Source organism: Pseudomonas sp. ACN8 (assembly GCF_002303925.1).
Lineage (GTDB): Bacteria > Pseudomonadota > Gammaproteobacteria > Pseudomonadales > Pseudomonadaceae > Aquipseudomonas.
Window position 1 is genome coordinate 16,003 of sequence record NZ_MRCS01000038.1, and the last position, 26,917, is coordinate 42,919.

33 protein-coding genes are annotated in these 26,917 nt (G+C 58.6%); 11 read left to right on the forward strand and 22 right to left on the reverse strand.

The genetic code is table 11. The features are described from left to right. The first annotated feature begins 113 nt into the window (after nt 1-113). The gene (locus tag BSF44_RS20435; RefSeq protein ID WP_095945045.1) at nt 114-719 is read left to right on the forward strand and encodes a hypothetical protein; all 606 of its coding nucleotides are present in this window, start codon (nt 114-116) and stop codon (nt 717-719) included. A 274-nt stretch (nt 720-993) separates the two neighbouring features. Here BSF44_RS20435 and BSF44_RS20440 read toward each other — a convergent pair whose 3' ends face one another. From BSF44_RS20440 to BSF44_RS20450, 3 genes are all read right to left on the reverse strand, one after another. After that, complete coding sequence (locus BSF44_RS20440; RefSeq protein WP_095945046.1) at nt 994-1,176, reverse strand: hypothetical protein; 183 nt, start codon at nt 1,174-1,176, stop codon at nt 994-996. Between the two features lie 235 nt (nt 1,177-1,411). Continuing rightward, the gene (locus BSF44_RS20445) at nt 1,412-1,606 is read right to left on the reverse strand and encodes a hypothetical protein (protein ID WP_095945047.1); all 195 of its coding nucleotides are present in this window, start codon (nt 1,604-1,606) and stop codon (nt 1,412-1,414) included. A 92-nt stretch (nt 1,607-1,698) separates the two neighbouring features. Beyond that, nucleotides 1,699-2,541 (reverse strand): NAD(P)H-binding protein, encoded by an 843-nt coding sequence (locus tag BSF44_RS20450; RefSeq protein ID WP_095945048.1) that lies wholly within the window; start codon nt 2,539-2,541, stop codon nt 1,699-1,701. Between the two features lie 177 nt (nt 2,542-2,718). On the opposite strand from BSF44_RS20450, the gene BSF44_RS20455 reads away from it, so the two are divergent. Beyond that, the gene (locus BSF44_RS20455) at nt 2,719-3,384 is read left to right on the forward strand and encodes a TetR family transcriptional regulator (RefSeq protein ID WP_095945049.1); all 666 of its coding nucleotides are present in this window, start codon (nt 2,719-2,721) and stop codon (nt 3,382-3,384) included. 193 nt (nt 3,385-3,577) lie between these two features. Here BSF44_RS20455 and BSF44_RS20460 read toward each other — a convergent pair whose 3' ends face one another. From BSF44_RS20460 to BSF44_RS20490, 7 genes are all read right to left on the reverse strand, one after another. Beyond that, nucleotides 3,578-3,808 (reverse strand): hypothetical protein, encoded by a 231-nt coding sequence (locus BSF44_RS20460; RefSeq protein ID WP_007975977.1) that lies wholly within the window; start codon nt 3,806-3,808, stop codon nt 3,578-3,580. 130 nt (nt 3,809-3,938) lie between these two features. After that, nucleotides 3,939-4,160: a hypothetical protein gene (locus BSF44_RS20465; protein WP_095945050.1), complete on the reverse strand. Its 222-nt coding sequence runs from the start codon at nt 4,158-4,160 to the stop codon at nt 3,939-3,941. A 72-nt stretch (nt 4,161-4,232) separates the two neighbouring features. Next, the gene (locus tag BSF44_RS20470) at nt 4,233-5,258 is read right to left on the reverse strand and encodes a DNA topoisomerase IB (protein WP_371918286.1); all 1,026 of its coding nucleotides are present in this window, start codon (nt 5,256-5,258) and stop codon (nt 4,233-4,235) included. Nucleotides 5,259-5,333: 75 nt separating this feature from the next. Then, nucleotides 5,334-6,413, reverse strand: coding sequence for a molybdenum ABC transporter ATP-binding protein (gene modC / locus BSF44_RS20475; RefSeq protein ID WP_095945051.1), 1,080 nt, complete (start codon nt 6,411-6,413; stop codon nt 5,334-5,336). A gap of 3 nt (nt 6,414-6,416) precedes the next feature. Beyond that, complete coding sequence (gene modB / locus BSF44_RS20480; protein WP_095945052.1) at nt 6,417-7,097, reverse strand: molybdate ABC transporter permease subunit; 681 nt, start codon at nt 7,095-7,097, stop codon at nt 6,417-6,419. Continuing rightward, nucleotides 7,098-7,865: a molybdate ABC transporter substrate-binding protein gene (modA, locus tag BSF44_RS20485; RefSeq protein WP_095945053.1), complete on the reverse strand. Its 768-nt coding sequence runs from the start codon at nt 7,863-7,865 to the stop codon at nt 7,098-7,100. Nucleotides 7,866-7,987: 122 nt separating this feature from the next. Next, nucleotides 7,988-9,055, reverse strand: coding sequence for a nitronate monooxygenase family protein (locus tag BSF44_RS20490; RefSeq protein ID WP_095945054.1), 1,068 nt, complete (start codon nt 9,053-9,055; stop codon nt 7,988-7,990). A 236-nt stretch (nt 9,056-9,291) separates the two neighbouring features. Here BSF44_RS20490 and BSF44_RS20495 point away from each other — a divergent pair, with 236 nt between their 5' ends. Next, nucleotides 9,292-10,275 carry an MDR family oxidoreductase gene (locus tag BSF44_RS20495; protein ID WP_095945055.1) on the forward strand — a complete coding sequence of 328 codons (984 nt, stop codon included), beginning with the start codon at nt 9,292-9,294 and terminating at the stop codon, nt 10,273-10,275. On the opposite strand, the gene ada is transcribed toward BSF44_RS20495, so the two are convergent. The 5 genes from ada to BSF44_RS20520 form a co-directional block, all read right to left on the reverse strand. Continuing rightward, a complete protein-coding gene (ada, locus tag BSF44_RS20500; protein ID WP_095945056.1) occupies nt 10,276-11,340 on the reverse strand; it encodes a bifunctional DNA-binding transcriptional regulator/O6-methylguanine-DNA methyltransferase Ada in 1,065 nt (354 codons plus the stop codon). A gap of 87 nt (nt 11,341-11,427) precedes the next feature. After that, a complete protein-coding gene (gene alkB, locus BSF44_RS20505; protein WP_095945057.1) occupies nt 11,428-12,108 on the reverse strand; it encodes a DNA oxidative demethylase AlkB in 681 nt (226 codons plus the stop codon). Next, nucleotides 12,098-12,802 (reverse strand): 2OG-Fe(II) oxygenase, encoded by a 705-nt coding sequence (locus BSF44_RS20510; RefSeq protein WP_095945058.1) that lies wholly within the window; start codon nt 12,800-12,802, stop codon nt 12,098-12,100. The genes alkB and BSF44_RS20510 overlap by 11 nt, the downstream gene beginning before the upstream one ends. A gap of 117 nt (nt 12,803-12,919) precedes the next feature. Then, nucleotides 12,920-13,087 carry a hypothetical protein gene (locus BSF44_RS30390; protein WP_008053023.1) on the reverse strand — a complete coding sequence of 56 codons (168 nt, stop codon included), beginning with the start codon at nt 13,085-13,087 and terminating at the stop codon, nt 12,920-12,922. A 37-nt stretch (nt 13,088-13,124) separates the two neighbouring features. After that, a complete protein-coding gene (locus BSF44_RS20520; protein WP_007912251.1) occupies nt 13,125-13,427 on the reverse strand; it encodes a DUF1883 domain-containing protein in 303 nt (100 codons plus the stop codon). Nucleotides 13,428-13,628: 201 nt separating this feature from the next. Between BSF44_RS20520 and BSF44_RS20525 the strand changes: the two genes are divergently transcribed. Both BSF44_RS20525 and BSF44_RS20530 read left to right on the forward strand, forming a co-directional pair. Continuing rightward, nucleotides 13,629-13,985 carry a hypothetical protein gene (locus BSF44_RS20525; protein ID WP_095945059.1) on the forward strand — a complete coding sequence of 119 codons (357 nt, stop codon included), beginning with the start codon at nt 13,629-13,631 and terminating at the stop codon, nt 13,983-13,985. A 75-nt stretch (nt 13,986-14,060) separates the two neighbouring features. After that, nucleotides 14,061-14,291 (forward strand): hypothetical protein, encoded by a 231-nt coding sequence (locus BSF44_RS20530; protein ID WP_046038394.1) that lies wholly within the window; start codon nt 14,061-14,063, stop codon nt 14,289-14,291. 11 nt (nt 14,292-14,302) lie between these two features. Here BSF44_RS20530 and BSF44_RS20535 read toward each other — a convergent pair whose 3' ends face one another. Both BSF44_RS20535 and BSF44_RS20545 read right to left on the reverse strand, forming a co-directional pair. Further along, nucleotides 14,303-14,584, reverse strand: a complete 282-nt coding sequence (locus tag BSF44_RS20535; RefSeq protein WP_095945060.1) for a hypothetical protein — start codon at nt 14,582-14,584, stop codon at nt 14,303-14,305. 305 nt (nt 14,585-14,889) lie between these two features. Next, nucleotides 14,890-15,078: a hypothetical protein gene (locus BSF44_RS20545; protein WP_095945061.1), complete on the reverse strand. Its 189-nt coding sequence runs from the start codon at nt 15,076-15,078 to the stop codon at nt 14,890-14,892. A gap of 289 nt (nt 15,079-15,367) precedes the next feature. Here BSF44_RS20545 and galU point away from each other — a divergent pair, with 289 nt between their 5' ends. Together galU and gorA are read left to right on the forward strand one after the other, a co-directional pair. Beyond that, complete coding sequence (gene galU, locus BSF44_RS20550; protein ID WP_095945062.1) at nt 15,368-16,207, forward strand: UTP--glucose-1-phosphate uridylyltransferase GalU; 840 nt, start codon at nt 15,368-15,370, stop codon at nt 16,205-16,207. 130 nt (nt 16,208-16,337) lie between these two features. Next, nucleotides 16,338-17,696, forward strand: coding sequence for a glutathione-disulfide reductase (gene gorA / locus BSF44_RS20555; protein ID WP_095945063.1), 1,359 nt, complete (start codon nt 16,338-16,340; stop codon nt 17,694-17,696). On the opposite strand, the gene BSF44_RS20560 is transcribed toward gorA, so the two are convergent. Continuing rightward, nucleotides 17,693-18,703, reverse strand: coding sequence for a DNA-binding protein (locus BSF44_RS20560; protein ID WP_095945064.1), 1,011 nt, complete (start codon nt 18,701-18,703; stop codon nt 17,693-17,695). The genes gorA and BSF44_RS20560 overlap by 4 nt on opposite strands. 178 nt (nt 18,704-18,881) lie before the next feature. Here BSF44_RS20560 and BSF44_RS20565 point away from each other — a divergent pair, with 178 nt between their 5' ends. From BSF44_RS20565 to ahpF, 3 genes are all read left to right on the forward strand, one after another. Next, entirely contained in the window at nt 18,882-19,820 is a 939-nt protein-coding gene (locus BSF44_RS20565) for a site-specific integrase (RefSeq protein WP_095945065.1), read from the forward strand. Nucleotides 19,821-19,958: 138 nt separating this feature from the next. Beyond that, on the forward strand, nt 19,959-20,522 hold the full coding sequence (ahpC, locus tag BSF44_RS20570; RefSeq protein ID WP_007975937.1) for an alkyl hydroperoxide reductase subunit C: 564 nt from the start codon (nt 19,959-19,961) through the stop codon (nt 20,520-20,522). 127 nt (nt 20,523-20,649) lie between these two features. Beyond that, nucleotides 20,650-22,212, forward strand: coding sequence for an alkyl hydroperoxide reductase subunit F (gene ahpF, locus BSF44_RS20575; RefSeq protein ID WP_095945066.1), 1,563 nt, complete (start codon nt 20,650-20,652; stop codon nt 22,210-22,212). Nucleotides 22,213-22,438: 226 nt separating this feature from the next. Here ahpF and gloA read toward each other — a convergent pair whose 3' ends face one another. Then, nucleotides 22,439-22,960, reverse strand: a complete 522-nt coding sequence (gene gloA / locus BSF44_RS20580) for a lactoylglutathione lyase (protein ID WP_095945067.1) — start codon at nt 22,958-22,960, stop codon at nt 22,439-22,441. 144 nt (nt 22,961-23,104) lie between these two features. Here gloA and BSF44_RS20585 point away from each other — a divergent pair, with 144 nt between their 5' ends. Beyond that, entirely contained in the window at nt 23,105-23,623 is a 519-nt protein-coding gene (locus BSF44_RS20585; RefSeq protein ID WP_095945068.1) for a DUF4946 domain-containing protein, read from the forward strand. A gap of 163 nt (nt 23,624-23,786) precedes the next feature. Here BSF44_RS20585 and BSF44_RS20590 read toward each other — a convergent pair whose 3' ends face one another. The 3 genes from BSF44_RS20590 to BSF44_RS20600 form a co-directional block, all read right to left on the reverse strand. Beyond that, on the reverse strand, nt 23,787-24,152 hold the full coding sequence (locus BSF44_RS20590; protein WP_008051761.1) for a histone-like nucleoid-structuring protein, MvaT/MvaU family: 366 nt from the start codon (nt 24,150-24,152) through the stop codon (nt 23,787-23,789). 234 nt (nt 24,153-24,386) lie between these two features. Next, the gene (locus tag BSF44_RS20595; protein WP_095945069.1) at nt 24,387-25,919 is read right to left on the reverse strand and encodes an EAL domain-containing protein; all 1,533 of its coding nucleotides are present in this window, start codon (nt 25,917-25,919) and stop codon (nt 24,387-24,389) included. Nucleotides 25,920-26,032: 113 nt separating this feature from the next. Further along, the gene (locus tag BSF44_RS20600) at nt 26,033-26,905 is read right to left on the reverse strand and encodes a LysR family transcriptional regulator (protein ID WP_095945070.1); all 873 of its coding nucleotides are present in this window, start codon (nt 26,903-26,905) and stop codon (nt 26,033-26,035) included. Nucleotides 26,906-26,917: the final 12 nt, after the last annotated feature.

A 26,917-nucleotide genomic window follows, 5' to 3' on the forward strand; every position in this document is an offset into this window, starting at 1 on the left:
AAGGGTGACGCGGTCGAGCTGGATGTCTTCTGACGTTTTTGCCTGCACCTGCATGACTCGGGCTTCTTGCAGTAAACGGAGGGTACCTATGCCCTTACTTTTGAGGGTAATGAATGAAACAAGGACAAGTTCTGCTGTTGGCTTTGTTGTTTATGTTTTTGACCGGTTGCACGACGACGCCACCAAAAGATCAAGGCAATCTCTGCAGTATTTACCGTGAGTATCCCGACTGGTATGAGGATTCGCTGCAAATGCAGAGTGAATATGGGACGCCTCTGCATGTGGCCATGGCGATCATGAAGCAGGAAAGCAGCTACGTGGCGGACGCATTGCCGCCTCGTGACTACCTGCTCTGGGTGATCCCCTGGGGGCGAGTCAGTTCCGCCTATGGTTATGCGCAGGCTCAAGACCCGGTGTGGGGTGAGTACAAGGACAATACGGGCAACGGTGGTTCGCGTGACAGTTTCGACGACGCGATCATGTTTATCGGTTGGTACACCACTGGCACCCAACGTCAGCTCGGAATCTCCAAATGGGACACCTACAATCAGTACCTGGCTTATCACGAGGGGCGCGGGGGCTTTAGCCGCAATACCTATCGCAGTAAACCGTGGCTGATGCAGGTTGCCCAGAAAGTGCAAAAGCAGTCAGAGATTTACAGCGCGCAACTAAAAGTGTGTCGCCAAGAGTTGGAAGATGATCGTAGCGGGTGGTTTTAACGTCTTTACGAAAAAATCCCCGCACCTCCTGGGGGAAGATGCGGGGCAAAGCATTACACATGGTGAGGAAGGTCGGTCTCCTCAAATGCAGACTGGCTGTATTCGAAGCGTCCGTTAAAGGTGTCACCTGTAAACCTCACCTTGGCCAACGCCCCCCCTCGACGCCTATTTAAAGTCGAGGGAGCGGGGCGAGCGAAATCAATAATTATCAAAAACAGATTAAAAAATACGGATATGACGTCGCGGATAGCTTCTCGGTGATGGCATCGCGTGGTTAAGCCAGTTCCAAAAGAAGTCTGGCGGTGCTGCCAGGCAAGGGGTGAGGTGCATTGATCCGGGCTTCCAATCTGCTCACGAACGCCAGGGCTTCTGCGTAGCTGCGAAATTCAACGCACCACGTGTTCATCCATACGTTCCAGCCTTCCGGTTTGCTCGCTTTCTCGATTTTTATCAGCATCCTGGAATCCCTCCAAGTGGTGGTTAAGCCCACATTTAAAGCCGATAGAGGGGGGTATTTGGAAATTAATAATTATCAAAAATGGATTACGGCGGCGGTGGGATTCAGACGTTTGAAGCGTGTTTGCGTTCGATTGGGCATACTCTAAACCAAGGGCTTGCAAGCGAAAGCGTTACAAACCCTCGTATGTTTCTGTTCCAGAGTTGCTAGCTTGATCGTGGTTACCGGATTCCTTTCAGGAGGCCGGTTCGGCTTTGCGTCGATCGTTGCCGGCCGGATTGCCAATATCGATCAGCGTTCTTTCCAGCAGTACGTTTTCCAACGCCTGGCGGTCAGACGGGTTCATCTGATGTTCTCGCTCCTTGAGTTCCAACAGGATCGGGGTCGACCACTGGCGGTAGGTTTGTTCAGCACTACGATTGAGTGACATGGGTTCCTCCTTGATCAGGCTCCTGCCAATAAAGGCGCCGCACTTCGATACGCCAAAAACCCTAGTCGACGAAGCGGGTTCCCGCCACTGCTTTACGTCGGACGGCCATTGCCCCAGATGCCCGTAGCGGCAGTGCGCCGTACGTAGTCGCCGAAGTCGCGGGCCGGGCGTCCCAGTGCCCGCTGTACGCCATCGGCCACGGGCGTGTTGCGCCCGTCCAGTACAGTCGTGAAGAGATACAACACCAGATCGATCAACGCCGGGGGAAGTTGTTCCCGTTCCATTGCCTGTCGATAGGCGTCCGGCGATACGGCCACGAACTCGATATTGCGACCCGTGGCGCGGGCAATCTCGGCCACGGCTTGAGCAAAGGTCAACGCTCGCGGGCCGGTCAGTTCGTAGAGCTGGTTAGTGTGTCCGGGTTGAGTCAGTGCCGCGACGGCACACTCGGCGATGTCTTGCGCATCGACGAAGGGTTCAGCGATCTGGCCGACGGGGAGTGCGAGTTCACCTTGCACAATGGGTTCAAGAAAGTGTGCCTCGCTGAAGTTCTGGCAGAACCAACTGGCCCGCAGAATCGTCCAGTCAATCCCGCTGTCCTGTACGACACGTTCGGCCTGTTGCGCTTCAACTTCGCCGCGCCCGGATAACAAGACCAGTTTGTGTACGCCGCTTTTCACCGCAAGTTCGGTGAACGCCTGGATGGTTTCAGGGGCGCCTGGGACGGCAAGATCCGGTTGAAAGGAAATGTAGACCGATTGAACGCCATCGATCACGGCGTCCCAGGTTGATCGGTCTTCCCAGTCGAAGGGTGGATTGGCGTCGCGCGAGCCCCGGCGAACGGGCAGGCCGGCCGCTTCGAGTCGTTGTGTGATGCGCCGTCCGGTTTTGCCGGTGGCACCGAGGACCAGCGTGATTGGTTGAGCCGTTTTCATCGCGTTCACCTCCATCGATTAATGTGAGTAATGCTCACGTTTAAAAGATGATAGATGCTCACGTTTTTCCGTCAACCCATCGGATCTCATTCCCCGACGTGTGGCATCTGCTATTGGGCGCAGGGCTTGGCGATGCTAAGGTGAGTACATGTCATGTTTTTGATCGGGAATTGACTCGTGCGCAAAAAAACCTCTGGAACCCTCGAACAGCCTGCTGCAGAAGCGGTCCGCCGCAATCCTACGCAACAGCGCAGCCGCGATCGTCAGGAGCGGATTTTGGCGACGGCTGCCGAGTTGATCGCGGACAAGGGCAGCGACCCACTCAAGATGAGTGAAATCGCCGAGCGCTCCGAGATCTCGATCGGTTCCCTTTATCAGTATTTCCCCGACAAGAGTTCCGTGATCCGCACGCTGGCCGAGCGCTACAACGCGCAGAGCCGCCGATGCATTGCGGAGGCAATGGAGGTCGTCGAGGACGCCCGGGGTTTGCAGACCGCCTATTCGCAGTTGCTCGATCAGTACTACGAGATTGTGATGGCGACACCGGTGATGCGTGACATCTGGTCCGGCATGCAGGCCGACAAGCAGTTGTTGCAGCTTGAGTTGGGGGAGAGTCGGGTTGCCGGAGCGCTGTTGTCCCAGGCGATGCTTCGCGTTTATCCCGACTGTGACGAACAACAGGTCCAGAAGTCTGCGTTTTTGATCTGGCACCTGGGGGAGGCGACCATGCGGTTGGCGGTTACTTGTGCACCAGAGGAGGGGCGCGCACTGGTCGAGGCGTTCAAGCGCATGTCCCTGCGCGAGATCATGGAGCCCGTGCGCAGGAACATCGACTCGCCGTAAAGCCTGGCGGCTATTTCATATTCCCTAAACGAATGGACGTTCGATTGGTTTTGCGCAACAAAAAATCCCGGTTCCAGGCCGGGTTGTGAGAAAGGATGGAAATCCAGCAGGCAGCCAAAGGTTCGGAGACGTCAGTGTCACCGATCATGCTGCCCGAATCAGGCCTGTCCTCGCACCGTAAATCCGTGTCGGATCATCTGAACCGAGGCAGAGGCCGGTCGACAGGCTGCAGAGACGACAGTGTGTGCCGGATCAGCGGCGTGTCCTTTTCGATGTCGTTCAGGCGATCACGAATTCTGAGGGCGGTGGGATGTCCGCCTTGATGATCGACCCAGTCGGCGATTTCCTTGCAGGCCGCAGCCAGGCGAGCCTGACGGGAGTCCAGCAAGGTGAGCAGGGTGGTGATGGACTCTTTTTCGGACATGGGAGACACCTCCGTTCAAGAAACCTGGGTGTGGCAGCAAAAAGCCCGCGGGGGAGCGAGCTTTCTGCCGAATGGGTTACTGATCCTTCAACCATTTCAGTATAGACCCGTTAAAAAATGGTGAGAACCGTCAACTTTGTCGGGCTGTTACTTGTGATTTAGCGTTCAACTGACGGCAAACACGCACGGCATCTTCTTCAATATCGTAGCCATCTCCGATGAAGCCTTGGGTGCGGGTATCGGCGATGCGGTACCAGACTGCGGCGTCCGGTGGCAGGTGGTCAACTTCACCCTCACGGCGGCCATGGATGATGATTTTGTTGCAACGCTTCACAACGAAAATGTCTTCCATGGCGTCTCCGTAGCGGATTCGTGTTCAGTTCAACTATAGAAGCCATTGCTGATCGTGCAAAAAATAGGCAGGTCAATTCGTCGGTTCAGGCGCTGCCAGCGTTCTCTCCAGAAAATTCGCCAGCCCGACTTCCTCGGCCGAGAGTCCCTTGCGCGCTCTCGGCCTGGGTAGTTGCGCCAACGCGCCCAGAAGGAAACCATCCAGCACCGCCGGGTGGATATAGCACTTGCGGCACACCGCCGGGGTGTTGCCCAGTTGCCTGGCAACGTCCTTGACCATTTCCACCTGATGCCGCCTGGCGTCCGTTTCAGGCTCCCAGCGCCGCTTGCGCAGTATCGACAGGGCCAGAACGCTGCCGGCCCAGGTGCGGTAGTCCTTGGCGGTGAAATCGGCACCGGTGAGCGTTTGCAGATAGCTGTTGATGTCGGATGAACTGATGGTGTGCCGGTCGCCGTTTTCATCCAGATACTGAAACAGATTCTGCCCGGGTATTTCCTGGCATCGCTTGATGATCCGGGCCAGTCGCCGGTCTTTCACGGTGATCTGGTGTTCGACGCCACTTTTGCCGCGGAACTGGAACAGGATGGCACTGCCGTTGATTTCTACATGGCGGCTGCGCAAGGTCGTCAGGCCGTAGGAGCGGTTGTCCCGGGCATATTGGCTGTTGCCGATACGGATCAGTGTCGAGTCCAGCAGGGTAATGACCGTGGCCATGACTTTGTCGCGACTGAATCCCGGTGTCGCCAATACGGCTTGCAGTCGTTGGCGCAGTTTCGGCAGGGCCAGCCCGAACTCACGCAGGCGCAAGTACTTGTCGGCGTCGCGTACCTCCCGCCAGCGGGGGTGATACCGGTATTGCTTGCGACCCCGGGCATCCCGCCCGGTGGCCTGCAGATGCCCGCTTGGATCGGCGCAGATCCACACGTCGGTATAGGCGGGTGGCACCGCGAGGGCGTTGAGGCGCTTGATGGTCTCGGGGTCGGTGATGCGCTGGCCGGCCGGGTCGAAATAGGCGAATTTCCCGCGCAGTTTCCTGCGGGTAATGCCCGGCTGAGCGTCATCGACATAATGCAGGTCAGGTGGCAGTCCATCGGACATGACAAGCGTCCTGGGCAGGGAGTCACGGAACGTTACAGCCATTGACCTCGCCCCGGTGCAGTCGTGCCTTTGGATTTACGCCAGCACGGCGACGGCCTTTATTTGCGCCCAGAGTGGCTGGCCAGGATGGACGTTCAACTGATCACGGGAATAACGCGTGATCCGCGCAAGCAGCGGCGTGCCGGCGGCGTCCAGGCGAATCAGCACGTGCGCGGCGTTATCGGCGTTCATTTCAGTGACCACGGTGACCGGCAGGCGATTGAGAATGCTGCTGTGCCCGGCATTGTCCACGCTCAGGCTCACATCCCGCGCCTGGACCTTGCAGCGCAGTGCCTGGCCCACGTCCATTGGCGTATGGGGCACACGAATGTCGAGAGTGGTGTTGGGCAGTTGCAGGCTGAGCAATTGATAGTCGGCGTCATAGGCGCTGACGCGACCCTCGATTACCACACCGGCGTCATCCCCCATTGCCAGCGGCAAGTCGAGGCGAGCCAGGGTCTGGCCGATCGGGCCGCTGGCCAGGGCCTTGCCGTTGCTGAGCAACACGATATGGTCGGCCAGTCGCGCGACTTCATCCTGGGAATGGCTGACGTACAGCACCGGGATGTCGAGTTCGTCGTGCAGGCGTTGCAAGTAGGGCAGAATTTCACTTTTGCGTTGGGCATCAAGTGCGGCCAAAGGCTCATCCATCAACAACAGTTTCGGGCTGGTGAGCAAGGCGCGGGCGATGCCGACTCGCTGACGCTCTCCGCCTGAAAGGTGTTGCGGGTGCCGGTCCAGCAAATGGCCGATGCCCAGCAACTCGGTGGCGTGGGCCATGTCGACCCGACGCTGCGGCTTGGGGATGCGCTTGAGGCCGAACGCCAGATTGTCCAGCACCGACAGATGGGGAAACAGGCTGGCTTCCTGGAACACGTAGCCCAGCGCGCGTTTGTGCGGCGCTACGAACACCTTGTTATCGCTGTCTTGCCAGACTTCATCGTTGACCTGGATAAAACCTTGATCGGCCCGTTCCAGGCCGGCGATGCAGCGCAGGCAAGTGGTCTTGCCGGAGCCTGAGTGGCCGTAAAGTGCGGTAACGCCACGGCCCGGCAGCTGCAAGTCGACGTCCAGGGCGAAGCCCGAATAACGTAGTTTCAGACGCATTTGAATCATCGATCAGCTCCAGCCCGCTTTGGTTTGACGGCTGGAATACAACGCCAGCAGGACGACGAACGAGAACACCAGCATCGCCCCGGCCAGCCAATGGGCTTGGGCATATTCCATGGCTTCGACGTGATCGTAGATCTGCACCGAGACCACGCGGGTCTTCTCGGGAATATTGCCGCCGATCATCAGCACCACGCCGAACTCGCCGACGGTGTGGGCGAAACCGAGAATGGCCGCGGTAATGAACCCGGGGCGAGCCAGGGGCAGTGTCACGCTGAAAAAAGTGTCCCAGGGATTGGCCCGCAAGGTCGCGGCCACTTCGAGCGGGCGCGTGCCAATCGTGGAAAAAGCGTTTTGCAGCGGCTGGACCACAAACGGCATCGAATACAGCACCGAACCGAAGACCAGCCCCGCAAAACTGAACGTGAGGGTGCCAAGGCCGAGTGACTGGGTGAGTTGGCCGATGTACCCATGTGGGCCGAGGGCCAGCAACAGATAAAAACCAATCACCGTCGGTGGCAGCACCAGGGGCAGGGCGACAATCGCCCCGACCGGGCCGCGCAACCAGGAGCGGGTGCGCGACAGCCATAACGCAATCGGAGTGCCGACAATCAGCAGGATGACGGTCGTCAGGGACGCCAGTTTCAGGGTCAGCCAGATGGCGGAAAAATCGGCACTCGATAGCGACATTTAGATTTCGTAACCGTAGGACTTGATGACAGCTGCCGCTTTCGGCCCCTTGAGGTAGTCAACCAGCGCCTTGGCGGCCGAGTTGTCCTTGCCCTTGTTGAGAATCACCGCGTCTTGCTTGATCGGGTCGTGCAGGCTGGCGGGAACGATCCAGGCCGAACCGCTGGTGATCTTGCCGTCCCTGTAGATCTGCGACAGGGCGACAAAACCCAATTCGGCGTTGCCGGTGGAGACGAATTGGTAGGCCTGGGAAATGTTCTGGCCTTCTACGATCTTGTCCTTGACCTTGTCGGTCAGACCTTCTTTTGCCAGTACCTGGGTCGCCGCGAGGCCATAAGGCGCGGCTTTCGGGTTGGCAATGGACAGGTGCTGGTAGGCATTCTTTTGCAGTACATCGCCCTTGGCATCGACGTAGCCTTCCTTGGCCGACCACAGCGCCAGCGTACCGACCGCGTAGGTGAAGCGCGAACCCTTGACGGAGTCGCCTTCGGCTTCAAGTTTTTTCGGGGTGCTGTCGTCTGCCGAGAGGAACACTTCGAACGGCGCGCCGTTTTTTATCTGGGTGTAGAACTGGCCGGTGGCGCCAAAGGATGCGACCAGTTTATGCCCGGTGTCTTTTTCGAAATCAGCCGCGATGGCCTGGATGGGCGCGGTGAAGTTGGCGGCGACAGCGACCTGGACTTCGTCCGCCTGGGCTGAGCCGAAGGCGAATACGGCGAGAAGGCTCGCCAGGCAGGTCGGGGCAAAACGTGAGGCACGAATGGTCATGAAACGGCTCCGTTAAAGGCAATTGCAGCAGATTAATCGTTATGTACAAAAATATATAGCGAATTGCCTTTGAACGGAATGCCTTGCCGTCAAATTGTATACAACTTTAACGAAGCTGATGCTCAGGAGCGACCTGACAGCCTCGCTAACCCTTCTTCAGCCAGTTTTCGAGTCAGTGCCTCGGTGGTCAAATCGACGCCGAGGGTAAAGGCCTGACCGGCCCAGAGGTTGCTGAAGTCTGCTTCACCTTTGGCCCGCAACGGCATCAGCGCGCCACCGGCAAGGGGGAAGGCCGGGGCCTTGGCGCTCATGGGGCCCAGCTCACGCATCACCCGGTTGAGAATGCCCCGGGCCGGGCGACCGGTGAACACGTTGGTGACGGCCGTCTCGCTTTCCCTGGCGGTACGCAACGCTTTGTGGTGGGAAGGGCTGACCTTGGCTTCTGGGGTGAACAGGTACGCCGTACCCACCTGTACCGCCGAAGCGCCGAGCATGAAGGCCGCGGCAACGCCTCGGGCGTCAGCGATACCGCCAGCGGCAATCACCGGTACTTTCACCGCATCGACGACTTGCGGCACCAGGGCGAAAGTCCCCACCTGACTGCTCAGGTCATCGCTGAGAAACATCCCGCGATGGCCCCCGGCCTCGTAGCCCATGGCAATGATTGCATCGCAGCCATGCTGCTCCAGCCATACGGCTTCTGCGACGGTGGTGGCCGAGGACAGCACCTTCGCACCGGTGGCCTTGACCCGGTCGAGCAGGGATTTTTCCGGCAGGCCAAAGTGAAAACTCACCACTTCAGGGCGAAATTCTTCGACCACTTCGCAGGCCGCGTTATCGAACGGCGCTCGGTTGGACACCGGCGTCGGCGCATCGAAGTCGGCGCCGAGTTCCTGGTAGTAGGGTTGCAGCAGGTTTTTCCAGTCCTGTGCGCGTTGCTCATCCGCAGCAGGTGGCTGATGACAGAAGAAGTTGACGTTGATCGGGCGCCGGGTGTGTTGGCGGATGGTTTTGAGCTCTTCGCGCAGTTGATCGGTGCTGAGCATCGCCGCTGGCATCGAGCCCAGGCCGCCGGCATTGCAGGTGGCAATCACCATGGACGAGTTTGTGGCACCGGCCATCGGCCCCTGGATGATCGGCAGTTCGATCCCGAGCAGGTCAAGGATGCGTGTATCTGGCCATTGGTTCATGTGCTGTGTTCTCCGACGATGAATCCGGGCAGGGACGGTAGAACAGGATTTGTAACGCAACGACTGGCGCAAGGCCAGTCGTCTTTTCAGCGGGTAAGGCTTTTTCAGGTTCTTCACGCAATCTCGGGAAACGCGGAAACAAGAACGCCGATTGGCTTAAAGTCGGGTACGGCAATCCGTTGCCATGTGTTATTTCAAATGCACCACCACCAGACTGATTCCATTGAGAGGCCGTCATGTTCAAAGGCATTTTGATCGACAAAGACGACAGCGGTTATCGGGCCACACTGCAAGAGATCCAGGACGATCAGCTGCCCGAGGGTGATGTCACGGTGCGTGTTGCCTACAGCACGCTGAACTTCAAGGATGGCCTGGCGATCACCGGCAGCAGTCCGGTGGTGCGTAAATTCCCGATGGTGCCGGGCATCGACCTGGCCGGTGTCGTCGAAGTCAGCGGGCATCCGGACTACAAGGTCGGTGACCCGGTCCTGCTCAATGGCTGGGGCGTGGGCGAAGGGCATTGGGGTGGATTGGCGCAGAAGGCTCGCCTGAACGGTGACTGGCTGATTGCGCTGCCCAAGGCGTTTACCGCGGCCCAGGCGATGGCCATCGGTACGGCGGGCTACACGGCCATGCTGTGTATTCTTGCCCTTGAGCACAATGGCGTAACGCCTGAACAGGGCGAAGTTCTGGTGACCGGCGCCAACGGTGGCGTCGGCAGTTTCGCCATCGCCTTGCTGAGCAGGCTCGGCTACCGGGTGGTCGCGTCCACCGGACGCACCTCGGAGCACGACTACCTGAAGCAACTGGGGGCCAGCGAAATCATCGATCGCGCCACCTTGTCCGAGCCGGGCAAACCATTGGCCAAGGAGCGCTGGGCAGCCGTCATCGATTCGGTCGGCAGCCACACCCTGGCCAACGCGTGCGCCGGCACCAAGGCCAATGGCACCGTCGCGGCCTGCGGTCTGGCCCAGGGCATGGACTTTCAGGCCTCCGTTGCGCCGTTCATCTTGCGTGGCGTGACCCTGGCCGGCATCAACAGCGTGACCCAGCCCAAAGCCAAGCGCGTGGAGGCCTGGAATCGCCTGGCCAAGGATCTGGACTTCACCCTGTTGCCGCTGATCAGTCACGAAATCGGCTTGAGCGAAGCCATCGACGCCGCGCCGCGCTTGCTGGCCGGGCAGTTGCGTGGTCGCGTGGTGGTGGATGTGAATCGCTGATCACTGCGACTCGCGCTCCAGCAACTGCCGTTTGCGCTCGACACCCCAGCGATAGCCCGACAGATTGCCATCGCTGCGCACCACGCGATGGCAAGGGATCGCCACGGCCAGGTTGTTCGCACCGCAGGCCTGGGCCACGGCGCGAACGGCTTTTGGTTGACCGATACGCTGGGCGACATCGGCGTAGCTGGCGGTGCTGCCCACGGGAATCTCCCGCAACGCTTGCCAGACACGCTCCTGAAACGCCGTGCCGCGTACGTCCAGCGGCAAATCCAGGCCAATGGCCGGCGCCTCGATAAAGCCGACGACCCTGGCAATCAATTGCTCGAATTCATGATCGGCGCCAATCAGGTTGGCGCGGCGGAATTTGTCTTGCAGATCACAGACCAGTTGATGCGGATCATCCCCCAGCAGGATAGCGCAGACCCCGCGCTCACTCTGCGCCACCAGAATCGCACCCAGCGAACACTGGCCGACGGCAAAACGAATGTCGTTGTTTTGACCGGCCGCGCGGTAGTCCCCGGGTTTCATTCCCAACAGTTGGTCTGCCGCTTCATAAAACCGGCTGTTGGAATTGAAGCCGGCGTCATACAGGGCATCGGTCACCGAGCCACCGTCTGCCAGTCGCTCGCGAACCTTGCGTGAACGATGGGCATCGGCGTAGCCCTTGGGCGTCAGGCCGGTGACAGCTTTGAACACGCGATGGAAGTGAAAGCTGCTCAGGCCCGCCGCCTCGGCCAATTCGCCCAGGGCGGGCAGCGTTTCGGCGCTTTCGATCTGGCGGCACGCGGCGGCCACGGTGGCGGCATGTTGCGCGGCGAGTTCGCTCTGATCCTTCGTCGCGCGCTTGCTCGGACGATAACCCGCGGCCCGGGCCTGTTCGGCGTTTTCGAAGAATTCGACATTCTGTGGATTGGGCAAGCGCGCGTGGCTGCTGGGATTGCAGTAGATGCCTGTGGTCTTCACGGCATAGACAAACTGCCCGTCAGCCTTGGGATCGCGGGCGACCACGGCGGCCCAGCGCGGATCGTTTTCGATGGTGATCTTGGTCGATTGGGTTGTCATGGCGTCACGTCCATTGAGGGGTTGCCTGCACATTAACCATGGGGCAATTCCCACACACTCCGCCGCTTGCGGTCAAATTCGAAGTCTTTATCCGGCGGTACGGAAGGTGAAGTTGATGCGTTGCTCGCCGAGTTTCGGATGATGGCCGTCCTTGATCGGTAACACACCGTGATAACGCAGGCGATCCACGCCACCCCAGACCACGATGTCACCATGGAACAGGGGAACGCGCTGACTTTTGTCGCTGCGTGCAAAGCCGCCGAACAGGAACATCGCCGGCAAGCCCAGGGATACCGAAACGATGGGGGCGGCGTAGGAATGTTCGTCCTTGTCCTGATGCAATGACATTTTTGCCCCTGGGATATAGCGGTTGATCAGGCAGGAATCCGGTGCAAAACCGGTGAAACCTGCTGCCTGCGCCGCCGCTTGCGCCATTTGGAAAAACACCTCAGGCATCATTGGCCAGGGCCGGCCGGTCTGTGGATCGTCGCGGGTGTACCGATAACCGCTGCGGTCAGTGGTCCAGCCGAATGTGCCGCAACTGCTCAGGGCGACCGACATGGTGAAACCGCCGGGTGTGACCATCTGCCGAAACGGCGCGGCCGCCAGCACTTCGTCCAGGGCAGGCAGCAAACGCTCCAGCCAGGGCAGGGCGAAGCCCCTGAGCACCCAGGACTGTTCGCCGATCTGCTCGCGCCTGGGCTGTTGCTCGGGTTCTGCATCGGCAAACAGATCGAAAGTCAGCGGATTCATGGGTTCATGACGCATCGTGAAAGATGATTCCAAGGGTATGCCGTTTGCCGCTGTGCAGGCGACTCACGCCGTGACGCAGGGTCACGCGGTAGTAACCGCGTGTCCCTTTGACCGGCCGCTGGTTGACCGCAAAGATCAACCCGTCACCTTGCTTCAGGCCGATGACCATCGGGCGTGACTGCATGCGCGGGCGCTGTTCAGTCAGGACAAATTCGCCGCCGGTGAAGTCTTGATCCGGGTCTGACAGCAGAATCGCCACTTGCAGTGGGAAAACGTGCTCACCGTATAGATCCTGATGCAAACAGTTGTAGTCCTGCGGACCGTATTGCAGCAACAAGGGTGTCGGACGGTCCTGACCAGCGGCATGGCAGCGTTCGAGGAAGGCTGGATGGGATTCAGGAAAGCGGACCAGCAAGCCCATCTGTTCATGCCAGCGATTGGCGATGGGCACCAGTCGCGGGTAGAGCGTGCTGCGCAAGCGGGCCACCAGTTCCGGCAGCGGGTAGCTGAAATACTTGTACTCGCCTCGGCCGAACCCGTGGCGAGCCATCACCACGTGGGAGCGAAACAGCTCGGTTCGAGGGTACAGGGCGCTGACCTGCTCGCAAGCCTTGTGGCTCAACAGTGACGGGATGACAGCGTAACCGTCCTGATCAAGTTGCTGCTCCAGTCGGGGCCAGTCCAGCCTGTCCAGATATTGCTCGCTCATTGCCGGGCCTCTTGTCGTTGAGGTGGCCAGTCTGCAAGGCACGGACGAAGCTGGCACTCCGCTGCTTGCGGTCGAACTGCGAGCGGGAGCCGACGTCCATTGTCGCTCCGGATCGTGTTACAGCGCTTTGCTGACGCTGATTTCGCTGATGACGTCGTCCTGTCCATGAATGGCATCCAGCGCCGCCCTGGCTTCTTCCGGGGTGCCGTTTTCAAGCTGGGCAAACTCGAAGCGGCGCTCACCGTTGAGTTTGTATTTGATGACGTACTTGGTCGTTTGGGCCACGGTTGTATCTGCCTGTCTTGTGTTTCGGGTTCGCTGATCAGCTCAGTTTCGTGCTGGAGCGGCGAATGATTTTGATCGAGTGCGTCAGGGTGGGTTTGCGCGTCACGCTGATAGCGCGGCGGTTGACGGTGTCGATCGTGATGTTCCAGAAGCCGGTGCTCGGGGCCGTGATGCGGGCCGGAAACGTGTCGAATGCACCGCCGTGATAGGTGTGACGACCGCCATTCTTGAAGCTGCGGAAGTTGGCGTCGTTCATCAAGCGGATGTTGCACATTTGGGAGCATTGAATGACGACAATGTCGTCTTCATTGAGGTGCTCGCGCTGATGGATAAATTTCATGAGGCGCCTCCAGAAGGGCTTTTTCTACAAAATCAAAACGATAGCATGGGCGATTGGCGCAGTTTATCAGCCCGAACGCCTTATTATCCGGCCGCTTCGACAATAAAAAATGCTTATTTCACATTTGATGAGCGATAAATCAGTTTGTCTCGGAGAAAAATCGCCGTTGCGCTGTCCGAGGGTCTTTATCGGAGGTTTGGTATGAAGTGGGGTTTGTGGGTGTTGCCGATGGCATTGACGATCAGTGGTTGTGCGAACGTCTCGGACATCAACGAGTCCTTGCCGACGATGAACGTGATTTCCGGCAAGAAGCCCCATGAATACGCGCAATGCCTGAGCGAAAAGCTGGCCGATAGCCGTGGCGCCTTGCAGATCCAGCCGCACAAGGATGGCTTGCGCGTGATCGTGCCGCTCAAGTTCTCCTCCGGTCCGTCCGCCGTGTTTGACATTGAAGAACGCTCCGGCGGCAGCAGCATCAAGCTGCACGAGAGCATGTCCAATGTCCCGGTGAGGCCAAAGGACGTTCAGAAAGCCGCCAACGAGTGCATTTCCGGCTGATAGACTATCGACCATCAGCACCGATGCCGCCCAAGCCCTGCTTTGGCGGCATCGTCATTTCTGGAGTCGATGAATATGAAGCGAGAGCAGGTCCGGGAGCGTCACGCAGAGGGTTTGATCTCTGCCACCCATGTGATTCAGAACCCGGCGGAGCTGGGGGAATGGATCGTGTTTTTCAAGAAAAGCGCCGGGCGCAGCTATTTCCTGGTGGATGACAATGATGAAGTCGAGTCCTTCAGCCGCCTTGATGATCTGATCGATACCGTGCGCGGGCTTGGAATCAAATTCGCCGAAATCCATCTGTAGGGCGTGGCGCCTTACCTGCAGATCACCACCACGTTGCGGCTCTTGTAGTTGCCGACATCGGCGCCGAGGGTCTTTTCGCTCTCTTTGAGCGCGGGGGTGCCATCGGTCCCGACAATCTTGTAGCCGGTGCCCGCGCAGGACGCATCGGCCTTTTCGTAGCACGCAGCCCAGGAGTTGGCTTCCCCGGAGCAGTCAATCGACAGGCCTTGCTCTCCGTTAGCCAGGTAGGTTGGTTCCGACGTTGCGCAGCCGCTCAGGGCCAATACCGTTAGCAAAGGCAAAACTTTATTCATGGCTTGATAATCGTCAGGGGGGTGGGCTAAGGCTGAGACAGCGTCCCAGGCAAAAGGTTATAGCGAAAGGCCACTTCTTTTTCGGTGATCATGAAAAAGCCCTGCTCACTGGCAGTAATGCTGTTCAGTTAAGGAAGTTGTAGGAGCGAGCTTGCTCGCGATGGACTCAAGAACGCCGCGTTTAGCCAGTAAATACGCGTTATCGTTAACGACCATCGCGAGCAAGCTCGCTCCTACAGAGGACCACATTCGCTTAAGTGAACAGCATTATGCTCACTGGCAGGGCTTTTCCCATCGGGCATCGATCAGCTGTTGTCCTTGCCGCGTCGCTTGGGTTCCGGGTGCTCAAGCTCCAGCACCGAGGCCACTTCGATTGCCAGGGCTTCGGAAGGGAAAGGCCCGGCGATATTTTCACCAGCAACACTGGCCACCCACCATTGGCCGTCCTTCTCCTGATTGATCAGAAATCCGTTGACGCTTTTTACTGCCGACATCTACTTGCCTCGTTGTCTGGTTCAATCGCGCCATGATACCGCCAAACGCACTCAAGGGGTGCCGATGGGCGTATGGTGGTTGGTTCCGGGCGCTAGAAAACCGTGCATTTGCGCAGGTCTCTGCTATGCAGAAGAGGCTGTGCAGCGACCTGCGCACTCTCGCAGGGAACTATCGGCAGGAATATTTCTCTATGTTGACATCGGTTAGCCAGCGCGGGGCATTGTAAGGTGCCCGCCGCCTGATTAGACTGCGCCGAAACTCGTACACACAGCCCTTTCAAGGACTTATATGATCAAGAAATGCTTGTTCCCAGCAGCCGGTTACGGTACTCGCTTCCTGCCAGCGACTAAAGCCATGCCCAAAGAAATGCTGCCGGTGGTGAACAAGCCACTGATCCAGTACGGCGTCGAAGAAGCACTGGATGCCGGTTTGACCGAAATCTCCATCGTCACCGGTCGCGGCAAGCGCGCCCTGGAAGACCACTTCGACATCAGCTACGAGCTGGAAAACCAGATCAAGGGCACCGACAAGGAGAAATACCTGGTCGGCATCCGCAAGCTGCTCGACGAGTGCTCGTTCTCCTACACCCGCCAGACCGAAATGAAAGGCCTGGGCCACGCGATCCTCACCGGCCGTCCACTGATCGGTGACGAACCGTTCGCCGTGGTACTGGCGGACGACCTGTGCGTCAACCTCGAAGGTGATGGCGTACTGACCCAGATGGTCAAGCTCTACAAGCAGTTCCGCTGCTCGATCGTCGCGATCATGGAAGTCGATCCATCAGAGACCAGCAAGTACGGTGTAATCGCCGGCGAGATGATCCGCGACGACATCTACCGCGTACACAGCATGGTTGAAAAACCAAAGCCGGAAGACGCACCGTCGAACCTGGCCATCATCGGCCGCTACATCCTGACCCCGGACATCTTCGACCTGATCGAACAGACCGAGCCAGGCAAGGGTGGTGAAATCCAGATCACCGACGCCCTGATGAAACAGGCCCAGAACGGCTGCGTGATGGCCTACAAGTTCAAGGGCAAGCGTTTCGACTGCGGCGGCGCCGAAGGCTACATCGACGCGACCAACTTCTGCTTCGAGAACTTCTACAAGACGGGCAAGGCGTACTGATCGCTTTCGACCTGACTGTATTGAAAAGCCACCTCCGGGTGGCTTTTTCATTTTCAGGCCCCATATCGACTGCAGCGCTTGCCCAACAAATGTCTGCGGGTATGCTGGTCACCTGCCGAGGAGATTAAAAATGGCCTACGATTTTGACCTTTATGTGATTGGTGCCGGTTCCGGCGGTGTGCGGGCTGCGCGGTTTGCCGCCGGGTTCGGTGCGAAAGTGGCCGTGGCCGAGAGCCGCTATCTGGGCGGGACCTGCGTGAACGTCGGCTGCGTGCCGAAAAAATTGCTGGTCTACGGTGCGCACTTCGCCGAAGACTTCGAGCAGGCTTCCGGTTTTGGCTGGAGCCTGGATGAGGCGCAGTTCGACTGGCCGACGTTGATCGCCAACAAGGACCGCGAGATCAATCGCCTCAATGGAATTTATCGCAATCTGCTGGTCAACAGCGGCGTGACCTTGCATGAAGGCCACGCGAAGATCGTCGACCCGCATCAGGTCGAGATCAATGGCGAGCGCTTTACCGCCAAAAACATCCTGATCGCCACCGGCGGCTGGCCGCAGATTCCGGAGATTCCGGGGCACGAGCATGCCATCAGTTCCAACCAGGCGTTCTTCCTCAAAGAGCTGCCCAAGCGCGTGCTGGTGGTGGGCGGCGGTTACATTGCGGTCGAGTTCGCCGGGATCTTCCACGGCCTGGGTGCCGAGACCACGTTGCTGTATCGCGGCGAATTGTTCCTGCGCGGCTTTGACGGTTCCGTGCGCAAGCATTTGCAGGAAGAGTTGACCAAGCGCGGCATGGACCTGCAATTCAATGCGGATATCGAGCGTATTGACAAGCAGGCCGATGGCAGCCTGAAGGTCACGCTCAAGGATGGTCGCCAGCTGGAAGCCGATTGCGTGTTCTACGCCACGGGTCGTCGTCCGATGCTGGACAATCTGGGGCTGGAAAACACCGGGGTCAAACTCGACGGGAAAGGCTTTGTCGAGGTCGATGAGCTGTATCAGACCGCCGAACCGTCGATCCTGGCGCTGGGCGATGTGATTGGTCGCGTTCAACTGACACCGGTTGCCCTGGCTGAAGGCATGGCGGTGGCACGGCGCCTGTTCAAGCCAGAGCAGTATCGTCCGGTGGATTACAAGATGATCCCGACGGCGGTGTTCAGCCTGCCGAACATCGGCACCGTGGGTTTGACCGAGGAGGAGGCTCGCGAAGCCGGCCACGAGGTGCAGATCTTCGAAAGCCGCTTCCGGCCGATGAAGCTGACCCTGACCGAGTGCCAGGAGCGCACGCTGATGAAACTGGTGGTGGACGCCAGGACCGACAAGGTCCTGGGTTGCCACATGGTCGGCCCGGAAGCCGGTGAAATCGTTCAGGGCCTGGCGATTGCCTTGAGGGCCGGCGCCACCAAGCGCGACTTCGACGAAACTATCGGGGTGCACCCGACGGCCGCCGAAGAGTTCGTCACCATGCGTACGCCGGTCGCCGGTTAAACGTCCTTCGCTGCGTCTGCCGCTACCGCAAGGGTCGCGGCCAGACGCACGCGTTCTTCCAGATCCGCCCGGGTCTTGGCCAGATCCATTTCCAGTGACCTGTTGAGCTGCGACTGCTCGTCGACGTTCTGTTTGAGTGCCTGGCTTTCCAGCAGGGCGACCCGCAGGCGTTCCTGGAGGAGGGTGCGCTCGCCGTCGACGCGGGTGGCCTGTTCCAGCAACTGGTCCTGACGGGTATTGCTTTGCTTGAGCTGCTCTTGCAGCAGGCTCAGTTCTCGCAGGGTGCCGCGGTTTTCAGTTAGCAAGCGCTCATTGTCACGGTGCAATTGGGTGATTTCATCCTGGCGCACCAGCGCGCTTTGTTGTGCCTGGCGCAGTTCCATCTGTATCTGTTGCACCTGGCCTTCATGGCGACTCATTTCCTGTTCGCGCTGTTCCTTGACCGCATTGCGGTAGTGCTCCAGCGCGTCGCGAGTGTGCAGGTGCTTTTCTTCAAGGGAGCGGATCTGCTCGTCCTTGTCTTTCAAGCGCAATTCGAAATCGGCCAGCGCCTGGTTCAGCCCGGCGTTGCGGGTCTGCTCCGTTTGCAGCAGGGCGCGGGTTTCTTGCAGGGCCTCGGATTCCTGGGTCAGCGCCAGGCTTTGAAATTCGTATTGCTGGTGCAGTTCGCTGTTGGCCTCTTGCGCTTCGCTGAGCTGGTTATCCAGCGCTTTGCGTTGTTCCTCGTACTGCGTGCGCGCCTGGTCGATGGGTTCTTGCGCCTGCTCCTTGAGTCTCTGTGCGAGCCGCGCCACCAACGCCATCAGTTCGTCGTCGATCGGTTCCGACGGAGCTTCGACAGGTTCGACCCTGTCATCAAGCTCCTTGAGGTAGCGATGAATCGTGGTTTTCGAGCCGGTATTACCCATCTCGATGCGTACGGCATCGATGCTGGGGTTTTCGCCGCGGGCGAGGATCGCCAACCGAGCGGCTTGAACCACCGCTTTATTTACACCGCCGCGTGCCATGAGATCTCCCGGGTTTTAATGATGTGGTACGTACCACGTAAATACACATTGTACCATTCAATTCATAAAGTTAAATATTGAATGTAACTGACGCGGGATATACTGGTATTACCCCGTGTGATACACCCATTACCGGTTTTTGACCCGTCAAAGCGGTATGAATTCAAGAGTTGAGCCCATGACCGAGCTGGATCGTTACCTGCAAGCCGCGACACGCGACAACACCCGTCGCAGCTATCGGGCAGCCATCGAACACTTCGAAGTGACGTGGGGTGGATTTCTGCCGGCCACCGGCGACAGCGTGGCGCGTTACCTGGTGGCCCATGCCGGGGTGTTGTCGATCAATACGCTGAAGCTGCGCTTGTCGGCATTGGCCCAGTGGCACAACAGCCAGGGCTTTGCCGATCCCACCAAGGCGCCGGTGGTGCGCAAGGTGTTCAAGGGCATTCGCGCGCTGCACCCGGCCCAGGAAAAACAAGCCGAACCCTTGCAGCTTCAGCATCTGGAGCAGGTGGTCAGTTGTCTGGAGCTGGAAGTGCAAACCGCCAAGGCCAAAGGTGATCGACCGGGCTTGCTGCGGGCCAAGCGCGACATGGCCCTGATCCTGTTGGGCTTCTGGCGCGGCTTCCGCAGTGATGAGCTATGCCGGCTCAGGGTGGAACACGTACAGGCCAGCGCCGGTTCCGGCATCAGTCTCTATCTGCCGCGCAGCAAGAGTGATCGCGACAACCTCGGCAAGACCTATCAGACGCCAGCCTTGCAACGCTTGTGTCCGGTGCAGGCTTATATCGACTGGATTACCGAGGCGGCACTGGTGCGGGGGCCGGTGTTCCGTGGCATCGACCGCTGGGGGCATCTGGGCGAGGAGGGATTGCACGCCAACAGTGTGATTCCGTTATTGCGTCAGGCGTTGGCCCGAGCAGGTATCGCTGGCGAGCTTTACACCAGTCACTCCTTGCGTCGCGGTTTTGCCACCTGGGCGCATCAGAGTGGCTGGGATTTGAAGTCGCTGATGAGCTATGTGGGCTGGAAAGACATGAAGTCAGCCATGCGTTACATCGAAACCAGTCCGTTCCTCGGCATGGCGCGCATCACGGAAAAGCCGGTGGAGTCCTAGATACCGTTTTCTTCTATTATTACCGCTGGCTAATAGCGAAAGCCAATCAGCAGCATCAGGTTTGCCAATGAGTCAACCGTCCGTCGAGTGGGTAAAGTTCTCTCCATCAACTTCTTAACCCCTGACGGAGAGTCAACGATGCCTATCATCAACAGCCAAGTTAAACCGTTCAAAGCTGACGCATTCAAAAATGGCGACTTCGTAAAAGTCTCGGACGCTGACCTCAAAGGCAAGTGGTCTGTGGTGTTCTTCTACCCGGCCGACTTCACCTTCGTCTGCCCGACCGAGCTGGAAGACCTGGCCGACAACTACGACGCATTCCAGAAACTGGGCGTCGAGATCTACAGCGTTTCCACCGACACCCATTTCGCCCACGCGGCCTGGCACAACACTTCGCCAGCCATCGGCAAGATCCAGTACACCATGATCGGCGACCCGACCCACGCCATCTCCCGCAACTTCGACGTGCTGATCGAAGAAGCAGGCCTGGCTGACCGTGGCACCTTCGTGATCAACCCTGAAGGCCAGATCAAGATCGTTGAACTGAACGACGGCGGTGTAGGCCGTGACGCTTCCGAGCTGCTGCGCAAGATCAAGGCTGCCCAGTACGTCGCTGCTCACCCAGGTCAGGTTTGCCCAGCCAAGTGGAAAGAGGGCGAGGCCACTCTGGCGCCGTCCCTGGACCTGGTCGGCAAGATCTAAGTCTGTGACGTGCTTCATCAGGGCGCACTTGCGCACCTTCTAAGCAAGCTGCACCGCCCAATAAAAACGCCCGGGCGAGATTCGCTCGGGCGTTTTTTTGTCTCAAGAATTCAAGGAAATCGCCCGTATGTTGGACACCAATCTTAAAGCCCAGTTGAAATCGTACCTGGAACGGGTCACCCAGCCGATCGAGATCGTTGCTTCCCTCGACGACGGTGCGAAATCCCGGGAAATGCTCGAACTGTTGAAAGACGTTGCCAGTCTTTCTACCCAGATTACCTTGCTCGACAATGGCGATGATGCACGCAAGCCGTCGTTCTCGATCAATCGCCCCGGGGCCGATATCAGCCTGCGTTTCGCCGGCATCCCGATGGGCCACGAATTCACGTCCCTGGTGCTGGCCTTGCTGCAGGTCGGCGGTCACCCGTCCAAAGCCAGTGCCGAAGTGATCGAACAGATCCGCTCGCTCAAGGGTGAGTTCAACTTCGAGACTTACTTCTCGCTGTCCTGCCAGAACTGTCCGGACGTGGTCCAGGCGCTGAACCTGATGGCGGTACTGAACCCGAACATTCGCCACGTCGCCATCGACGGCGCGCTGTTCCAGGCCGAAGTCGATGAGCGCCAGATCATGGCGGTCCCAAGCATCTACCTCAACGGTGTGAACTTCGGCCAAGGCCGCATGGGCCTGGAAGAAATCCTCGCCAGGATCGACACCAGCGGCGCCGAACGTCAGGCCGAGAAGATCAGCGCCAAGGAAACCTTTGACGTGCTGGTGGTCGGCGGTGGTCCGGCCGGTGCTTCGGCGGCCATCTACGCGGCCCGCAAAGGCATCCGTACCGGCGTTGCGGCCGAGCGTTTTGGTGGGCAGGTGCTGGACACCATGGCCATCGAAAACTTCATCTCGGTGCAGGAAACCGAAGGGCCGAAACTGGCCGTGGCCCTGGAAGAGCACGTCAAGCAGTACGACGTGGATATCATGAATCTGCAACGCGCAGACAAATTGATCGCTGGCAGAGACGGTCAGGTGCACGAAGTCCACTTCGCCAGCGGCGCGAAGCTCAAGGCCAGGGCCGTGATCCTCGCAACCGGCGCGCGGTGGCGTGAAATGAACGTGCCGGGTGAGCAGCAGTACCGCAACAAGGGCGTGGCGTACTGCCCGCACTGTGACGGCCCGCTGTTCAAGGGCAAGCGCGTGGCGGTGATTGGCGGCGGCAACTCCGGCGTCGAAGCGGCCATCGACCTGGCCGGTATCGTGTCCCATGTCACGCTGCTGGAGTTCGACGTGCAGTTGCGAGCCGATGCGGTATTGCAGCGCAAGTTGCACAGCCTGCCGAACGTCACCGTGATCACCAGTGCGCAAACCACTGAAGTCACCGGCGATGGCCAGAAGGTCAACGGCCTGCGCTACAGGGATCGTCAGAGCGACGAATTGCGCAGTGTGGAACTGGAAGGGATCTTTGTGCAGATCGGTTTGTTGCCTAATACCGATTGGCTCAAGGGCACCATCGAGTTGTCGCCCCGTGGCGAGATCATCGTCGACGCTCGCGGTGAAACGTCGGTGCCGGGGGTGTTCGCCGCCGGCGACGTGACCACGGTGCCGTACAAGCAGATCGTGATCGCGGTGGGCGAGGGCGCCAAGGCTTCACTGAGTGCCTTCGATCACTTGATCCGCACTTCTGCACCGGCATAAACCCCGGCACTGAAAACACAAAACCTTGTAGGAGCGAGCTCGCTCGCGATGGTCGCCAACGATAACGCTGGTTGGCAGGTGCCCCGCGGTGTTCTCAGGTTTATCGCGAGCAAGCTCGCTCCTACAAGGGGCATCGGCCGCCGGCGCTGAAAACACAAAACCCCATGAGTGATCATGGGGTTTTGTGTTGTAAGTACATCAAAAAATGTGGGGTTTGTGGCGGATTTTAGAGCGGTGCGGGCTGAATGATCTCGACCCAGTAGGCGTCCGGGTCCTTGATGAACGCCAGGCTCTTCATGCGGCCATCGCTCAGGCGTTTTTGGAAATCGCAGCCCAGTGCTTCAAAGCGCTCGCAGGCGGCGACGATGTCCGGTACCGAAATGCAGATGTGGCCGAAACCGCGTGGGTCGGTGTTGCCATTGTGGTAGGCGAAATCCGCATCGTTCTCTGTGCCGTGGTTGTGAGTCAGTTCCAGAATGCCGGGGATCGATTTCATCCACTCGGTGCGTGCGGCGGCGTCCGCCGGGATCTGGTTCTTGTCCACCAGTGCCAGGAAATAAAGGCTGAATTCGGCTTCCGGGAAATCGCGTTTTTCCACCAGGGTAAAACCCAGGATGCGTGTGTAGAAGTCCAGAGACCTGGTGATGTCCTTGACCCGCAGCATGGTGTGGTTGAAGACAAAATTCTGTGTAGCGGCGTCCGGTTGGGCGGTGACGCCGGGGAATGTGTTCAATTCGTGCAGGCTCATGGGCCCTCCGGGAAATATGTGGGCTAACGAATGGTGACAATGATACGCAAGGGTTCGGACATCACCAAACCCAAACAGTCGGCTATTGCCTGACAGCCGGCCTGGGCCCAGACTTTACGGCTTGATCCTTGAGTGCCCGTTGCGATGATTCGACTCCCTAACCTGCTGTTCATCCTGCTAAGCGTGTTTTCGATGGCTGGCGTTGCTCGTGCAGATGCGCCAGTAGTCACTTGGCCGGAAGGCTGGCAGGTCGAAGAAGTGCCTGAGTCGGCGTCGGGGGTCAGTCGCCAGCGGGCGGTGAAAAATGATCAGAATGGATCGCCGCTCATGGTGATGGAACTGACCATGAGTCCGGTGCAAAGCGATCACCGGGTAAACCTCGAAGGCGTATTGCTGGAGATGCGCAAGTCGGTTCAAAAAGACTTCTTTCAAGGCGGGTATCAAAGTGTCTGCACGCGCATTCATTCGACGACCTTGAGTCGATTGGCCGCGCTGGAAACAACCTGCACCATCACGCAAAACGGCAGGCATGTGCTTTCTCAAACATTGGTGGCCGCAGTGGATGCCGATAAGGCCTATGTTCTTTCCTACGCAGGGCAGGCTGAGGCTTATAAGGCGAGCCAGGGCGAAATAGACGCTGCCCGTAACAGCTTGAAACTTTAGTGCGCGACAGTGCTTTTTCGATGCATGAAGAAAATTTTAGATATCCAAATGGATTAAGCACAAAGTTGCTGGCAGTTCGATAATTGTGCGGTGTCCGCCTTCAGGTTTTAGATGGCCCATGAAAAAGCCCTGCATGAGCAGGGCTTTTTTGTCGCCGCAAGAGTTAGCCGCGCAACCAGGAATCAACGGTGGCCGCACCGTACTGTTCTTTCCAGGCTTTCAGGCCGCGGTGGTTGCCGCCCTTGGTTTCAATCAGCTCGCCGGTGTGCGGGTTCTGATAAACCTTGACCACACGGGCGCGGCGGGTTTTAGGGGCTGCTGCCTGCAACAGGCCGGATTTTGCCGGGTTAGGGTCGAGAATGGCGATGATGTCGCGCAGGCTCTTGCCATAGGTTTTCATCAAGCCCTGGAGCTTTTCTTCGAATTCGATTTCTTTCTTGAGCCCGGCATCGTTCTTCAGGGATTCCAACTGCTTGAGCTGTTCTTGAAGGGCCTTTTCGGCTGCACGAAATTCAGCGAGTCTGGACAATATCTTTACTCCAATAGTGTGTTTGGCTGAGACCAACCGCAAACAAAGCTATAAGCCAAGAGCCTTGAAGCGACTCGGTGATAGTGGCTCACCTGCCCATTTAGCGCAGGCATGAAAAATTGTAGTAGTTAATTGTCCAAGAGTAAATCCTGTCTTTTTCTTCATGTAACGTCAGTAGTGTTTTGATTCAAATTGGTGCGGGTAATCGTTTGTTTTGGCGATTGAATTTGCGATTTAATGGTTGCTTAATGCACTAATGAACTCCGCCCCGGGCATGGGTTTGCCGTAAAGGTAACCTTGCAGGAAGTTGACCTGACGAACGCTCAGGTAATCACTCTGCTCGCGGGTTTCGACACCTTCGGCCACCAGGGCAAGATCGAGTTTGGCCGCCAGTTCGATGATGCTGTCCAAGAGGTGGCTCGAGAGCGTGTCGACGCCGATCATGGCGACAAAGCTCTGGTCGATTTTCAGAAAATCGACATTGAACTGTCGCAGGTAGCCAAGGCTTGAGTGGCCCGTGCCGAAGTCGTCGATGGCGATTTTCACGCCCAGTTCGCGAAGTTGCTCGAACAGTTGCAGGGTAATGGCCGTGGGCTCGATCAGTTCACGTTCGGTCAGTTCCAGTACCAGATGGATCGAGCCCGGTTCGAACGCATCGAGAAACTCGCGGCAATCCTTGACCAGTTCCAGGTCCTGGCAATGGCTGGCGGTGATGTTGATGCCAATGTGAAACGGCTTGTTGAAGCTGGCCGAATGCGGTGCGAGCAGGGCGGTGGTTTGTCGCATCAGCGAGCGGGTCATCGGTACGATCAGCCCGGAGTGCTCGGCAAACGGAATGAACAGATTCGGACGCACCAGGCCTTCCTTCGGATGTTGCCAGCGCATCAGCACTTCAGCGCCGGACCAGCTTTTGCTGTCGCCCTGGACCACGGGCTGGAAATACGGAATGAACTCTGAAGCTTCCAGTGCCCGCTGCATTTCATAGGTGGGTGACGATGAGCGCTTTTGCAGGAAGTGACCAATTGCCCCGGCAATCACGCCGAAGAAAATCAGCAGGCTGAACAGCGGCGGATATTCGCTGCTCATGTATCGCCAGGTTTCGCCTTTGGGGAAACCGGCTTCCACGGCAAACGCATAGTGCCCGGAGGTCAAACGACTTTGCGCAACGGGCAACTCAGGCGCAGCGCCTCTGTGAACCTTGCCGTCGGCGGATATCCAGTCCGGGCCAACTTGCAGCAACAGCAAGGTCTTGCGGCCGATCAGGCGCAGGACATTGCTCAAGTGATAACCGTCGAGCGTTGTCAGCGCGCCTTTTTTGCCTTCGCTCAGGCGGTACACCAGCAAGGCGGTGTTGGGCGTTACCGGATTGCCGTTCATGAGCCATAAGGCGCCTTGGGTGTAGTCACCGGGGTTGACCGTCTCCTGGTAGTCGCCGAACAGAGAGCTGCAATAGAGGTTGTTGTCCCACACCAGATTGGTTGAGCGCACGAAGGGGCGGCGGGTGACCTGCTCGCGCAGCGCCAGTTTGACATCAGCGCAACCTTGGCCGGCCAGCGGCAGCAATTCACGCGCGGCCTGGGCGGTGTTGTCGAGCATCAGGTCGAACTGGCGAATCGCTTCTTCGGCGGTTTGTTCGGTGTCTTGTTTGAGCGCACGCCCTGCTTGCATGTAAAGAATGGCGGCCCCCAGCAGCATCGGGAGCAATCCACTGATCAGGGTGACCGCCATTCTTTTTCTGCGACTGCGGGTTTTGGCTTTCAGCGGCATTCGCGAGTCCTGTCACGAAGAAGTAAGGCTCTCAATTGATGGCGGGGCAAAAACGCCTCCCGTGAAGAGTTCGGGTATGGTCCATGATAGTTGGCCGTTGGCGGTTATGCCGCTCAATGCAAATCCAGGCTTTCGGCCAGCTTGATAAAGGCCAGCGTCGCGGGTGATGCCTGGCGTCGATCGAGCACCGCCAGGCCGACCTCGCGCAACACCACCGGTGACAGCGGTTTTTTCACCCAGCGGCGGTCAACCTGATCGGGCAATGAACCCTCGGCAACCACCGTCACTGCATCGCCACGAGCGACGACATCCAGGGTGCTGATCAACTGCGAGCAGCGATAACGGATGTTGGGCGTCAGTCGGGCCGCCGTGAACAGGCGTGAAACCAGCTCCGAAGAACCGGCTTCGGTCAGCACGAACGGGGAATCGCACAGGTCCTTCAGGCTCAGGCTGTCGTGATCCGCCAGCGGATGGCCTTGGGGCAGCAGCGCGACCATCTGGTCCTGGATCAACGAGACCGTGTCGAAACGCTCCTCGGGCAGCACCACAAAGCCGATGTCGATCCGACGTTCCTCCAGCCACTGGAGCACCTGGCGGTCGGGGCCTTCGTCGATATGCACCTCGATGCCGGGATGGGCCGCGCGGTACTGCTGCAGAATCAACGGCAGCAATTTGATCGATGAAGTCGGCCCGAAGGAGCCGATGCGCAGCGTGCCGCGTTTCATGCCCCGCGCATCGGCCGCTTCCTGGCGCAGGGTGTTGGCCAGGCCGAGCATCGCCCGGGCGCGCAGCAGCAACTGCTGGCCAATGTCGCTCAATTCGACCCGGGATTGATGCCGGCGCAACAACTCGACACCCAGCTCCAGCTCCAGGGACTTCAACGCATGGGACACCGCCGATTGGGAAATACCCAGGCGATTGGCTGCTGCCGTGAAGCCTTGGAGTTCGGCGACCAGGGAGAAAATCTCCAGTTGAGTGAGGGTCATGAGTGATTGCTC